The organism is Pseudomonas sp. LBUM1666 (genome assembly GCF_059695775.1).
The window spans coordinates 3,843,422-3,856,325 of record NZ_CP166789.1 but is presented as its reverse complement, the minus strand read 5'-3'; the positions used below and the strand labels follow the sequence as shown (position 1 = coordinate 3,856,325).

Genomic DNA, 12,904 nt, shown 5'->3' with positions numbered 1-12,904 from the left:
ATGAGTAAGGTTTTCATCATCGGCGCCGCTGGCAAAGTGGGACGTCGATTGGTTAAGCAACTCGTCGGACGCGGTCACGAAGCTATCTCACTGCATCGGAACCCGGAGCAGGGAAGTGAACTCGCGGCTCTGGGGGCGACGCCCATCGAGGGCAATTTGTTGGAGCTTGCATCAGGGCAAATGGCGCAGCTTATGTCGGGAAGTGATGCCGTGGTCTTCACTGCAGGCGCGGGCGGTGCAGGTATGGATCTGACCAATGCGATTGATGGGCGAGCATTGGAGTTGGCAGCGACCGCAGCCATTCAAGCAGGTGTCAGGCGTTTTATATTGGTTTCGGCCTTCCCCGATGCGCTGCGTGGTAGCCGGTTATCCGAAGGTTTCGAAAATTACATTGCCGTGAAAAAACGAGCAGATGCTCATCTAGTGGCGACGGATTTGGACTGGGTGATTGTGCGCCCAGGAACGCTTCTGAATGACACTGGCACTGGCAAAATCCGTGCTGATGTCGCTATACCCTACGGTGAAGTTTCAAGAGATGACGTGGCAGCGACTCCTGCCGAGTTGATCGACCAGCCCAAGGTGAGCCGAGTCATTATCGAGCTCACTCAGGGTGACACGCCAGTCTCCGACGCGGTTCGCAGGCTTGATCGTGGGCGTTGTTCGCAATGAAGTTGGTATTGGTTGGCGCTACCGGTCTTGTTGGGCGCGAGGTACTGAAACAGGCGCTCGATGATCCACGAATCAGTCAGGTGGTTGCACCGACTCGCTGTGCGCTTGCTGCGCATCCCAAGTTACACGCGCCTCTAACAGACTTCGACAATCTACCGGAAACAGTCGACTGGTGGCGGGCGGATGCCGTGATCTGCACATTGGGTACGACGATGCGGCGCGCTGGATCGAAAGACAGTTTTCGACTTGTTGATTACGAGTACCCGTTGGGTGTTGCGCGCTTGGCCAGGATGAATGGCACCTCAGCATACGTTCTCAATTCGGCCACCGGAGCGAACCCTTACTCGAGCTTTTTCTACAACCGGGTAAAGGGCGAGTTGGAGACATCTCTTACAAGGCTTGGTTTTGAATCACTCACCTATGTGAGGCCCGGCGTCATCAGTGGGACGCGCGACGAACTGCGGTTGGGTGAGCGAGCACTGGTAGTGGTACTGGGCCTGGTGGGGAGATTGTTACCCGTTCGCTGGCAACTTAACCCCGCGTCGCGAATCGCCCAGGTGTTGCTCGAATCAGCCCTTGAGCACAGACCGGGTGTTCACATAATCACCTCCGAGTGCTGCATTTGAGCCGGAGTTAGCTGTTTTCACAAATAGATCATTTGAAGGGAGATACACAATGCCGATGGTTGAGTTTTCCGCTGTCTTGGACAGCGATACAGGACACGCCTGGAGCGTGTTGAAAAAATTTGGAGAGATTCATAAATGGCATCCCTCTATAGTCGAAAGCAGTATTGAGGATAACCAGCCTGACGGATTGGTTGGTTGTGTTCGCAAGCTCACACTGGCCGATGGCGCGGTTGTCAGGGAGCGTTTGTTAACGGTGGATGATCGCAATCTAACGTTGTGCTATCGCTTCGAGGAGTCCCCGTTACCATTAGATAACTATCTCGCCACTGTGAAATTGGTCTCACTTACGGGACAGTCCAAGACGTTCATCAATTGGTCTGCAAGCTTTGACCTGCAAGATTTGAATACAGCATACCACTACCAGGAACTCATACGAGGACTGATAGTGGATGGCCACAATAGTCTTCAGTTGTTTCTAATCCGGCATTAAAGATTTAAAGGAATTGACACGTCCAGTCTTGGTGGCTAGGCAAGCATTCTAAACTTGAATGCAAAAGGGCCCTTGGAAGCTGATGACATTCAGCTAAGTTGACTTACTGCGGCCATCGCTGAACACCCGGGTTTCGATCAGGGTGTTTTATTTAACCGAGTGCATTGCTGGAACTCTGGCGGGCCGTAGCCTGCGTGACGTCAGTACAAGGATTAAAAACTCAGACCACTCGCTCGGCTGGCAGGATATGCACACCGGGCTGGGGCGTTAGGGTCACATAAAGCAACGCCTGTGTATGTTGGGCGCCGGGTTAAGCCGCCATCGCTTGGGCAGCAGAGGCCCTTCGAGCCCAAGATTGCCACCAGCAATCGCTTGGCGAGACGGAATTCGTTGCGATGGTCGCCGATCACGCCAGGGCGTATCAAGGCTAAGGCTGCGCTAAGGCCCGACGCTCGCGCGAGATCAAATGCTGGAACAGGAGGCGACCGAACTTACCGGCACCGCAGAGCGCCTGAGTTCCAAAATTTTACGCTCATGCACAGCTCCCCATTCCCGCATGGCACTCACCAAAGGCGCGAGAGAGCTACCTAATTCTGTCAGCGAATACTCCACCTTTGGCGGCACCTCGCGATAGATTTCGCGATGAATAATCCCATCAACCTCCAGCTCTCTCAGCTGGAGTGTCAGCATCCTCTGAGTGATATCTGGTATTAGGCGTCGCAGTTCGTTGAAGCGCTTCGTTCCTGACATCAGGTGAAACAGTATGAGCGATTTCCATTTTCCACCAATGACATCGACAGTAAACGCGACGGGACAAGCGAAGGCCTCAATTTCATCCTGAGGGTTACATTTTTTCACTGTTATCACCACGGTATAAAAAGTGTGCCTATAGCACATAATTGTGCGTACTTACACGCAAGTGCTGCGTAAGTTAGCATGATTCCATATTAACCACTATGGAATCCGCTTGATGAGCTTGCTGCTTTCGCCCCATGAAATTAAAGGCCTTAAACTGAAAAACCGCGTCGTTATGTCCCCTATGTGCATGCACATGGCAGCGGATGATGGCTTTGTCACTGAATGGCACCGCGTTCATTATGGAGCTCGTGCTCTGGGTCAGGCGGCGCTGATTTTTCCCGAAACGTTGGCTATTCAGGCTGACGGTCGTATCGGAGCCGGTGACCTCGGTATCTGGAGCGATGAACACGTTGTCGGCTTGAAAGCGCTAACTGAACTGCTTCACAGTTTTGGTGCAAAAGCCGGCGCTCAGATCGGCCATGCGGGGCGCAATGCTGACCTGCCCAATCTCATTCACATCGCGCCATCGGCGATTCCGTTCACGGAAACCAGCCCTGTTCCTCGCGAACTCGCGGCGGATGAAATTCCGGGTTTGGTTAAGCTTTACGGCGATGCCGCACGGCGTGCCAGCGACGCTGGATTCGATGTACTCGAGATCCATGCCGCGCACGGTTACTTGTTGAGTGAGTTTCTCTCGCCGCTGGCTAACACCCGCGACGACGAATACGGCGGTGATGCCAAGCGTCGCTATCGCTTCCTGCGCGAGGTGTTGGAGGAGGTAAAAAATCATTGGGGTGATCGTCCTCTGTTCGTACGGATATCCAGTTCTGATTACGCCGATGGCGGAAACACGCCTGAGTCGTTCCTTGAATATGGTCGCTGGATGAAAGAGCAGGGTGTTGACCTGATCGACTGCAGCTCCGGCGGAATCAAGATGGTCAAGGTGCAGACCTACCCGGGTTACCAAGTACCTGCCGCCGAATTACTGCGTAAGGAGCTGCATATTGCTACTGGTGCTGTGGGTGTGATTCAGAGTGGGCGTCAGGCTGAAGAAATTTTGCAAAACGGCCGAGCTGATCTGGTGTTCGTGGGTCGCCAAATGCTGCGAGATCCATTCTGGGTGCGCACCGCAGCAGATGATCTGAGGGAGGTCATAGAGATTCCTGAGGCCTACACACGTTATGGATCTGTCTGGCTTGATACCAAAGCCTGAAGCTTTTCTGCATTAATCAAATCAGTAATCAATGCAATCCAACGAAGCAGGAGTAAAACCATGAGCAAACCTACTTACGTACAAGAGTACCAAGCTATTACCGAGGTACTGAACAAGTACATTGAGGGATGCAAGCAGGCCAAAAGTAGCGTCATGAAGCCGGCTTTCAGTGAGCAAGCAACGATGTTTAGCGTCGATGGCGAAGGTAAGCTGGCAGGCGGCGCGATTCCAATTCTGTTCGAAGGGATTGACAAGGGTTTCCGCCCATCTCCTGACGCACCGGCAGCCATCGTCCGCATCGAGATCGTCGGTACAGCGGCTAGCGCTCGCATCGACGCTAACGACATGTCTGGCATTTCCTTCACCGACTTCTTCCATCTTCTAAAAGTCGATGGTCAGTGGACGGTAATCAGCAAGATCTTCCACACCCACGTCGCCCCTTGAACCTCTGCCATCCTTGAGAAGGGGGCAGATGAGGCTTCGCAGCACGCCTAATTTAATAATGCACACACCCAAGCAATACAAAGGAAAGATCATGAAAACCATCACCTCCGCTTTCGCCCTTTCCGTCGTGACTCTGTCGCCTGGTGATGCACTTGCAGCCGACCAGCGGAGCGTTGAACACAACACGGCAGAATTCTTAAAATCCCTCGAAGGCGGCAAGACGCTGGATTCCATGATGCCGGTCGATGCCCGCGCTGCGCTGGTGGCTGCCCAGGCTGCCCCGCAAGTGGCCTTGCCGGCAGCTGACGTCAGCGAGAAGACAATCAGTGTCAATGGCAGCGACCTGAAGCTGACCATCGTTCGCCCGGTCGGCAGCGAACAGAAGACGCTACCTGCGTTCATGTACTTCCACGGAGGCGGCTGGGTCTTGGGAGACTTCCCGACCCACGAACGGCTGGTGCGTGACCTGGTGGTAGGCTCGGGTGCGGTGGCGGTCTTCGTCAACTACACCCTCTCGCCTGAGGCGGGATACGGCGTCGCCATCCAGCAAGCCTATGCAGCGACAAAATGGGTGGCCGAGCATGGCAAAGAGGTCAAGGTAGACGGCAAGCGCCTCGCCGTAGCTGGCAACAGCGCAGGCGGGAACATCGCGGCCGTGGTTGCCTTGATGGCGAACGAGAAGGGTGAACCAGCACTGCGCTCGCAAGTGTTGCTTTGTCCGGTGACGGATGCGAACTTCGACACGCCGTCCTACAAGGAGTTTGCCAACGGTTACTTCCTGACGAAGGACTTGATGGTGTGGTTCTGGGACAATTACACGCCCGACGCCGAAGCACGTAAGCAGATTTACGCTTCACCGCTGCAGGCGACGGCTGAGCAGTTGAAGGGCTTGCCGCCGACCCTGATCCAGACCGCCGAATTCGATGTCCTGCGCGATGAAGCTGAAGCCTACGGCCGAAAGCTCGACGCTACAGGTGTACATGTGAAGTCGGTGCGCTACAACGGAATGATTCACGATTTTGGGCTGTCGAACGCGTTCAGCCATCTGCCGGCGCCCCGCAGCGCGATCGCGCAGGCATCTCAAGAACTCAAGACCAGCCTGAACAAGTAATTTCAAGAACAAAGAACCCGCAGGTCACGGTGAAACTGCGGGATTGATTGTTGAAAACACATCGTTCATTTCATTGCGATGCTACAGCAGCACCGAAGTTTTCGGAACGTCTGCTGTGCTTTTTGCAGTTGAGTATAAATCAGTAATTTCCAAACTTATTAAGAGCGACTAAATGAAAATTACTTTTATAAAAAATTTGTTTTTTGTGGCAGTAATTTCGAGCTTGGGCGCGATTGCTCAAGCAGAAAACCTACCGAGCGACCAACAAATTATCAGTAGTGAAACAATGAGCAAACCTACGTACGTAGAAGAATACCAAGCTATCACCGAGGTGCTTAACAAGTACATTGAGGGCTGCAAGCAGGCCAAGAGCAGTATCATGAAGCCCGCTTTCAACGAACATGCGACGATGTACAGCGTCGGGGCCGATGGCAAGCTGGCAGGCGGTGCGATTCCAATCCTGTTTGATGGGATCGACAAGGATTTCCGACCATCTCCTGACGCACAGGCCGCTATCGTTCGTATCGAGATCGTCGGTACTGCGGCTAGCGCTCGCATCGACGCTAACGACATGTCAGGGATCTCCTTCACCGACTTCTTCCATTTGCTGAAAGTCGAAGGCAAGTGGACTGTGGTTAGCAAGATTTTCCACACGCATGTAGCGCCTTAATTAGCCAACTGAACAGTACTAGCCCCGAATCAATTGATTGGGGCTTTCTCATTGGCGAACTGCTGTCAATCGAAGGCTGTCCAACCATCGAAAGAATGAATCATTAAAACTCTAAAGGCCAAATCACCATCCCTGTTCAGGTACGGGCTACTCTTGGCCTGCGAACAGTAGATGAAATCGAATTCGTCGACCTGGAGAATGGTCAGTTCGCCATCGTGGCAGCAACGTATCCCGTTGAACGACTGAAGGGGATGATTCGCAAGCCGAAGTTTATCGTGAGCATTGATGACATGAGCGCAGTTTTTGCGCTGAAGGAATAATGCTTGTCGATAGCGTTTTACAAGGAGAAAGGCTTGCTAAGGTTTGTTTCGCGCTTCATTCCTAGCCGGCTTCTGAGACGGGTTGTTGTCGCGTTTTGGAGCCTAAGGCCCGGCTCTTAGAGTGACTGCTTTATTTCACCTCGGCGTTTCCAGGCTGTCCGCTATCCCAGGCCCCAGTGAGTTCGTCCATTCGATCCGCGATTTGAGGCTTTTTTGATAGGACTAGGCAGTGCGAGTTGCCGACAAATTCCTCTATCAAATACAGCAAGTCGCCAACATCAAGCTCCAGCTCCTGCAGCGCTTCATCTGGAATTCGAATTGCACCGTCCCCCATCTGGTTAGCAGCAACAGAAAAAGTCCACCGCTGAGCAATCGAATCGCCGTAAATGACTCGGGATCGATTTGCCCCTCCATCAACGCCTGATGGCAAAAAATTGAATTTGCCGCGAAAGCTACTAGGCACAAGATCACTTGGAGTACCCAGCGTGATCGGCTGGTACGGTCTCGATTAGCGTTTGTAATTATTTTCACCACAGGAGAGCCTACGCGATAAAAAATCGTGACTGAATCTTGAAGCCGTCGGAAAACAACTGACAGCTGCCTAGGATTAGAGGACTTCACGTGAGCCGTACGTGCACGCCTGCGTCATTTACCCGAGTCATGTAAAGGCGGGGGGCAAACCGCTTTCGTGTAGCTCGCCCGATCATGACTAGAAACTAGAAGGAGCCCGCACGGGCTCCGAAAAACTGAACCGTTACGCGTTTAAGCCGAGAGGTACTCGTCCACAGATTTAACGGTGGCGTAGCCGAACTCAAATGCTGCCATCATCGCCGCATGCGCTTGAGCGGCAGGCACGTTCACGCCGCGAAATGTGAGATCCAGGGTGGCGCAGGCATCATGCAGCACAGTAACCGGATAACCCATGTCCGCCGCAGCACGCACTACAGCGTCGATGCACATGTGGCTCATCGCACCCACCACCACGACATCCTGGACATCGAAAGCATCTAGCTGCTTCTTGAGATCAGTGTCTCTGAAGGCGTTGATGTGCTTTTTAACGATCACGGGTTCTTGACCAACAGGAGCTACAGCGGTCTGAATTTCCGCTCCGCTAGATCCCTTGATAAATATCGTGGCACCCTCATTATCGGATTCATGTCGTATATGAAAAACTGGAATGCCTGTATCTCGCGCGCGACTAATCACTCGGCTAGCATTCGCCACAGCTGCTTCGACCCCAGATAAAGGCAATTTGCCAGTCGGCAGGTATTCGTTTTGCAGATCAACTACTACAAGGCCTCGTTTCATAACGATCTCCAATTAAGTCACTAATTTGTTTTTTCCGTGAAGGCTGATCTGCCTCTCACAGACTGCGTAAAAGCGGGCCGTTGAATAAACCACTTCTCTTCGTGAGAACCCAGTCGCTAATAGGTGATCACGAGCCGCCTTCAACAGCGGCTCCCGGTGCTTTAAATCAAAACTCCAACGAAGAGCCGTCTTCCGGTATGTCTACGCGACTCTCGATACCCTGCTTTTTGACGTAGGTGCGCAATTCCTCGCGGGTCAGGGACATATGGTTGATTGCATCCATGTGCACGGCGACAATTTTCGCGTTTTTCGCGGCCTGTGAAGCGCGCAGTACATCCTCCTCACCCATGATGATCGCACCCTCATACCCCGTCATTTTTGCTTTCCCTGCATTGAGTACGATGACCTCGGGGTGATATTTCTCGATGGCCTGGTCGACCTCTTTACGCCAGATGGTGTCACCGGCGAGGTAGAGGGTCTTGTAGCCTGGTGCTTGAAAAACGACGCCCATTGCTTCGCCCAGAGGTTTCGCAAGAGCTGGTACGGCATACATTTCGTCGGTGCCATGCTGACCACCAGTCTTGGTGATTTTTACGCCGCCGAATTCAGCTTCATCAGTCAGTACGCGTACATTCTTGAAACCTTGGGAACGAATCAGCTGCGCATCTTCTTCATGCTGAGTGAACAGAGGGATGTCTTTAGGCAGCGCTTTTTGTGCGGCATCGTCCCAGTGGTCAAGATGCGTGTGAGTGACGATGACTGCGTCGACACCTGAGATAACTTCGGTGGGCGACTCGGTTAGATCAACCAGGGGATTGCGGAGGTTGCTTCGGTAGGTATTTTCAAACCCTGGGTAGGTTCCCTTTTTTGCCAGCATCGGGTCGATCAGGAAGGTCGTACCGCCGTAGGAGATTTTCACCGTTGCGTTACGAACTTGCTGCAAGTCCACTTTATGGGATGCGTCCGGCGCCTTGGGGACGTTTGAGTCCGCAAATGCCGTTGTGGTGGCCGCAGCGCAAGCAATGCTGAGGGCAAGAGGAAGAGTTCTAAGATTCATGAAATTAATCCTGTTGATACATCGAGGACACCATTCTTGCCGAATGCTTTGAAGCCTGACAGTGGCCTGAATGACACATTTCGATATAATCGGGCCAAGTGATGCGCGTCGTCCGGAAATGTGAGATGAGGGGGCGATGTACTCTTCCATCCGTGAAAATACATCTCTGTGAACGGTCGCTCATAATTCCTGTGTGCGTTCGATAGCAAGTACACGGCAAATCCGAGGCTGCCTGATGCAATCCATACGTGTAGCTGTTCTAGCTTTTGACGGCGTAAGCCTGTTCCATCTTTCTGTGCCAGGAGTGGTGCTGGGGACAGTTCAATCCGCACCTGGTGAACCTCAATACGAGGTCAGCTACTGCGCAGAGTCGCCGGGTATGGTGAGTAGCGACCAAGGCATCGGCTTAGAGGTCACTCATGGCCTGGAACTGATGGAGGCATCTGATGTAATTGTCATTCCAGCGTGGGGCGATCAATCGGTCGCTGCATCTGCACAGCTTGTGAAAGCCTTACGGCTCGCTAATGTCCAAGGAAAGCTCATAGTCGGGTTATGTTTGGGAGCATTCGTGCTCGGAGATGCCGGGCTGCTTGATGGCAAAGAAGCAACCACTCACTGGGCAGTCAGAGACGAGTTTGCGCGACGCTTCCCTGAAGTTCGTTTCAGGCCCGAGGTGCTCTATGTCAGTGATGGCAACATCATGACCTCTGCGGGAACCGTGGCGGCAATCGATTGTTGCCTGCATCTGATACGCCAGCGGCTCGGTGCTGATGTGGCGAATCGCACCGCGAAGATGCTGGTGACGCCGCCGCATAGGCAAGGAGGCCAAGCTCAATACGTAGAACATCCTGTGCCGCAGCTATCCAGCGAGACTCATTTTTCTGATGTACTGGCGTGGGCCCGAATGAACCTAGCCAGTGATCTATCGCTCGACGTCCTGGCAGACATGGCGAAAATGAGTAGGCGCACGTTTACTCGTCGCTTTAGGGAGGCCACTGGCAGTACCGTCTCTAAATGGTTGAATGCTGAGCGAGTCGCCAGAGCACAACAGCTGCTCGAAACGACCGACCTACCTATCGAGTGTGTCGCCGGTGAGGCGGGTTTCGGAACGCCTTTGTCGTTGAGACAACAGTTCGGCGTTCACCTCGGCACATCGCCTTCTGAGTATCGGCGAATGTTTTTCCGTGAAATGAGGCCAGGCCCGAAGGCGGGCGGCAGTGAGCACATTGCCGAGCCATCCACCCCTTCCCAGCTAAAGTTTTAATTATGCCTCTTAGCTCAGGCAGCAAGATTCCTAACGACAGCGAGCAGCGCCTGAAGCGGATGTAACCAGCGCGCGACTTCAGGTTGCCTGAACCATATCAGCCAGGCAGCCAGCCATAAGAATCGAACAGCGGCAGTATGACGAAGGCAACACGCCATTCGTAACTGTTGACGACAATGCTCGGGCCCAACGCAGCAATCCCCGGGCCTATCAGGCTACCGGCATGGAACAGTGAGGTCGCCATTCCGCGCTCGCCGGCAGGCACCCATTCGCGCAGAGCGCGTCCCCCGGCGGGGTACGAAGTCGACCCTCCGACACCCATCAGCAAACGAGTGATCAGCATGGAGAAGAACCCCCCTGATGCTGCAGAGAGGAGGGGGGCGACAGACCAGACGCCGATGCCCCAGGCGTTGACCAGCCGAGTATCGTATCGATCCTCCAGCATTCCCATGGGTATGAGTGCGAAGAGGTAAAGCCATAAAAAGGAGGACAGCAGAAGGCCCAGCACGAAGGGGCTAATGTCGAATTCTTGAGTGTGGTGAGAGGCAATCGCCAAGGCTAACCGACAGACCCGGCTCAGGCTCGTAGCCGTAGTTAGCGCCCAAGATGAGGACAAAGACGTCGCACTGATCAACCTCTGTCAGGCAGGCATGCACGGAAGAATAGGTGCGGGCTCCAAAATGCTCGCTCATGATCGGCTTCATATCCAGAGCTTCTACGGCGTCCTTGGCAGCCGCTCTGAATTGCTCAAATCCCCTTACCACCGAGCTTATGAATACCTTCATCTGTTCCCCTCAAAATGCTGGCGCCTGTGGATTTGACTGATGCCTGGTGGGATTGTTTCCAGCAACCATCACCTACAGCGTTGGGTGCTCAGCGCCTTTGACCAGATGTCATGATCGCACCGCGAGCAGCGTGCTTCGTGTTCTTCAAGAATAGATTGTGCAAAGCCACAACTCACGCAGCAATAAAGTCCCGAAGCGGGCACTTTTATAAACTCCGCACGATGTTCTAAAGGTAGGACTGACAAGCCAGGGCGCAGGTCTTCTTGATCGTAAAAATAAAGACTGATGTCGCCATCTGTTTCCATAAGCGCCAATCTTACTTGGCCTAAGTGCTCAACGCCCCGTTGTCGAAGCTCCATCAATATTTCGCTCGATGAAATATTCAGCTTCTCTAAGGATTTAAGTTCATATAAGCCATTGCGAATGACGGTTACAGGTAGACCATCAATCCATGCTTCAAATTTCTTGCTTTTGGTCATGACCCAAACCGTCATGCGATAGAGCAGCAACAGCGTGAGGAAAACGACTGCAACGGGCAACAGTGGTACATCATGGTAGAAGGACACGTCTCCGGCAGCGGAGCCCAACGTCAAAATCACGACCAACTCAAAAAGTGAGAGCTGTCTTATCCCGCGTCGGCCACTTGATTTTAAGAACAAGAAAACGGCAAGAAAGGCAAAAGCTGCCCGAAACCCTACCTCTAGCAAAAATGTTAGTGGAAACTCATCTATCAACATCCGTTGAATATCAAAGGGAGACATCATCACCTCTTTTTTGGTTTTTTAGATAATCATTGAATTGTGTGAGTCCTGCCCATCTAAAGCGTTACATCCTCTGAGTAGCTCCACGGGGGCGATGAAAACGGGCTAGTCGTGGAATTTGAATCTCCAATACATGAACCTTAGCCTCGATTCGCCAAAGAATGGTGAGCCAGTTTGCACCATCCGTTACTCACCGGAAGGCTTACTCGCGCAAGCGCGGAATCTGCCCTGTTGGTGCTTGTCGGTTCCCTGGTACGGATTTTACAATCCGGTAGGTGGGTAAGGGCGTGACCTGCGGGCAGCGGGATCATTGCCACCACCCCACTGATTGCAGCGGTTTGTGTGCGTGCCTGACATGGCTTATACAAACGTGAGACCATACATCGTTTTGCTGCCATCCAGGCCATCAATCGAGTGCGACCTTGGTGCAACGGTTTGAAAGCGGGCATACCATCGGATAACCCACTTAAAGCAGTGACCTTGAGCCGTTCGGGAGTAAAAATGACTGCGAACACCACGCCTCATTCCGTTAGCTCCAGTGAAACAGCTCCAGATGAATCCCTTCGCATGAACGTCGTTCGTAGGTACGCCATTCTTGATTCCCCTCCGGACGGCGCATTTGATCGTGTGACCGCAATAGCAGCGCGCCTTCTCGGTACTCCGATAGCAATCGTGAGCATCGTCGATACAGATCGAATCTGGTTCAAATCCCATCATGGGCTCGACGCAAATCAAATTTCCCGCAATCCAGGACTCTGTGCCTCCGCGATCTTACAGAATGGGCCTTGGTTAGTAACAGACGCTAGGCATGATCCTCGAACGCTTTCTAATCCCCTTGTCGCAGGTGAATTTGGTCTTCAATTTTATTTGGGTGTGCCGCTGCATACTCACGACGGCTTCAATCTCGGTACGTTATGTGTGCTGGACACGCAGCCGCGCACGGTTACCCAAGATCAGATAGACACGTTGGCGGATCTTGCTAGCGTTGTAATGGATCAGCTTGAACTGCGCCTCTCCGCCATGCGATCCATAGCTGAGAAGGAAGCAGCGCTGAATCATTCCCACTTGATGGCCGAGGAAATTGACCATCGAGTCATGAATAGCCTCCATTTGATTGTGTCAATGCTGAGCATTCAGAGTGCTCAGCTGGGCAACTCTGAAGCGGCTAAGGAGATTTCAAGAGCGGCTGCCAAAATATTTGCAGTAGCAAATGTGCATCAGCATATTAACGTCGGTAAGGCTGCCACGACGCTCGATAGTGCTGACTATCTGGTTCAACTGTAATTTAATCGGTTGATTCAGTCATTGCCGGTGATTGGATCTCCGTTCATCAACATGAATCTCACGGTGCTCATGACGCCAGAGACCTGACCTAATGCAATTTTTCA

Annotated in this window: 17 protein-coding genes and 1 pseudogene; 10 read left to right on the top strand and 8 right to left on the bottom strand. The window is 52.8% G+C overall.

What is annotated here, in order from left to right:
- From ACA056_RS17660 to ACA056_RS17650, 3 genes are read left to right on the top strand one after another with little or no spacing between them, the layout of a single operon-like run.
- On the top strand, window positions 1-669 hold the full coding sequence (locus ACA056_RS17660; protein WP_497266509.1) for an SDR family oxidoreductase: 669 nt from the start codon (window positions 1-3) through the stop codon (window positions 667-669).
- Window positions 666-1,295, top strand: coding sequence for a Rossmann-fold NAD(P)-binding domain-containing protein (locus tag ACA056_RS17655; protein WP_497266508.1), 630 nt, complete (start codon window positions 666-668; stop codon window positions 1,293-1,295). Before ACA056_RS17660 ends, ACA056_RS17655 begins: the two co-directional genes overlap by 4 nt.
- A 49-nt stretch (window positions 1,296-1,344) precedes the next feature.
- Complete coding sequence (locus ACA056_RS17650; RefSeq protein ID WP_497266506.1) at window positions 1,345-1,785, top strand: SRPBCC family protein; 441 nt, start codon at window positions 1,345-1,347, stop codon at window positions 1,783-1,785.
- Window positions 1,786-2,247: 462 nt separating this feature from the next.
- Here ACA056_RS17650 and ACA056_RS17645 read toward each other — a convergent pair whose 3' ends face one another.
- The gene (locus ACA056_RS17645) at window positions 2,248-2,643 is read right to left on the bottom strand and encodes a winged helix-turn-helix transcriptional regulator (RefSeq protein WP_140678032.1); all 396 of its coding nucleotides are present in this window, start codon (window positions 2,641-2,643) and stop codon (window positions 2,248-2,250) included.
- A gap of 112 nt (window positions 2,644-2,755) precedes the next feature.
- On the opposite strand from ACA056_RS17645, the gene namA reads away from it, so the two are divergent.
- The 5 genes from namA (at window position 2,756) to ACA056_RS17620 (ending at window position 6,341) form a co-directional block, all read left to right on the top strand.
- On the top strand, window positions 2,756-3,796 hold the full coding sequence (namA, locus tag ACA056_RS17640) for an NADPH dehydrogenase NamA (protein ID WP_463970098.1): 1,041 nt from the start codon (window positions 2,756-2,758) through the stop codon (window positions 3,794-3,796).
- Between the two features lie 60 nt (window positions 3,797-3,856).
- On the top strand, window positions 3,857-4,240 hold the full coding sequence (locus ACA056_RS17635; RefSeq protein WP_415767584.1) for a nuclear transport factor 2 family protein: 384 nt from the start codon (window positions 3,857-3,859) through the stop codon (window positions 4,238-4,240).
- 91 nt (window positions 4,241-4,331) lie between these two features.
- On the top strand, window positions 4,332-5,351 hold the full coding sequence (locus tag ACA056_RS17630) for an alpha/beta hydrolase (RefSeq protein WP_497266503.1): 1,020 nt from the start codon (window positions 4,332-4,334) through the stop codon (window positions 5,349-5,351).
- A gap of 286 nt (window positions 5,352-5,637) precedes the next feature.
- Entirely contained in the window at window positions 5,638-6,021 is a 384-nt protein-coding gene (locus tag ACA056_RS17625; protein WP_497273559.1) for a nuclear transport factor 2 family protein, read from the top strand.
- 122 nt (window positions 6,022-6,143) lie between these two features.
- A complete protein-coding gene (locus tag ACA056_RS17620; protein ID WP_497273558.1) occupies window positions 6,144-6,341 on the top strand; it encodes an AbrB/MazE/SpoVT family DNA-binding domain-containing protein in 198 nt (65 codons plus the stop codon).
- 130 nt (window positions 6,342-6,471) lie between these two features.
- Here ACA056_RS17620 and ACA056_RS17615 read toward each other — a convergent pair whose 3' ends face one another.
- The 4 genes and pseudogenes from ACA056_RS17615 to ACA056_RS17600 all read right to left on the bottom strand — a co-directional run bounded on the left by ACA056_RS17615 (window position 6,472) and on the right by ACA056_RS17600 (window position 8,706).
- Window positions 6,472-6,675 carry an AbrB/MazE/SpoVT family DNA-binding domain-containing protein gene (locus tag ACA056_RS17615; protein WP_497266501.1) on the bottom strand — a complete coding sequence of 68 codons (204 nt, stop codon included), beginning with the start codon at window positions 6,673-6,675 and terminating at the stop codon, window positions 6,472-6,474.
- A pseudogene (locus ACA056_RS17610) lies at window positions 6,675-6,812 on the bottom strand (EamA family transporter); the annotation flags it as partial. The pseudogene ACA056_RS17610 and the gene ACA056_RS17615, both read right to left, overlap by 1 nt.
- 291 nt (window positions 6,813-7,103) lie before the next feature.
- On the bottom strand, window positions 7,104-7,649 hold the full coding sequence (locus tag ACA056_RS17605) for a cysteine hydrolase family protein (protein ID WP_415767597.1): 546 nt from the start codon (window positions 7,647-7,649) through the stop codon (window positions 7,104-7,106).
- Between the two features lie 166 nt (window positions 7,650-7,815).
- Window positions 7,816-8,706 carry an MBL fold metallo-hydrolase gene (locus ACA056_RS17600; protein ID WP_497266499.1) on the bottom strand — a complete coding sequence of 297 codons (891 nt, stop codon included), beginning with the start codon at window positions 8,704-8,706 and terminating at the stop codon, window positions 7,816-7,818.
- A 235-nt stretch (window positions 8,707-8,941) separates the two neighbouring features.
- Between ACA056_RS17600 and ACA056_RS17595 the strand changes: the two genes are divergently transcribed.
- The gene (locus ACA056_RS17595; RefSeq protein WP_497266497.1) at window positions 8,942-9,970 is read left to right on the top strand and encodes a GlxA family transcriptional regulator; all 1,029 of its coding nucleotides are present in this window, start codon (window positions 8,942-8,944) and stop codon (window positions 9,968-9,970) included.
- A 97-nt stretch (window positions 9,971-10,067) separates the two neighbouring features.
- On the opposite strand, the gene ACA056_RS17590 is transcribed toward ACA056_RS17595, so the two are convergent.
- From ACA056_RS17590 to ACA056_RS17580, 3 genes are all read right to left on the bottom strand, one after another.
- Window positions 10,068-10,478, bottom strand: a complete 411-nt coding sequence (locus ACA056_RS17590; RefSeq protein ID WP_497273557.1) for an MFS transporter — start codon at window positions 10,476-10,478, stop codon at window positions 10,068-10,070.
- A gap of 7 nt (window positions 10,479-10,485) precedes the next feature.
- Entirely contained in the window at window positions 10,486-10,755 is a 270-nt protein-coding gene (locus ACA056_RS17585; protein ID WP_497266495.1) for a DUF4062 domain-containing protein, read from the bottom strand.
- Between the two features lie 68 nt (window positions 10,756-10,823).
- Window positions 10,824-11,516 carry a DUF421 domain-containing protein gene (locus ACA056_RS17580; RefSeq protein WP_497266493.1) on the bottom strand — a complete coding sequence of 231 codons (693 nt, stop codon included), beginning with the start codon at window positions 11,514-11,516 and terminating at the stop codon, window positions 10,824-10,826.
- Between the two features lie 501 nt (window positions 11,517-12,017).
- On the opposite strand from ACA056_RS17580, the gene ACA056_RS17575 reads away from it, so the two are divergent.
- Window positions 12,018-12,800 carry a GAF domain-containing protein gene (locus tag ACA056_RS17575; protein ID WP_497266491.1) on the top strand — a complete coding sequence of 261 codons (783 nt, stop codon included), beginning with the start codon at window positions 12,018-12,020 and terminating at the stop codon, window positions 12,798-12,800.
- The last annotated feature ends 104 nt before the right edge of the window (window positions 12,801-12,904 follow it).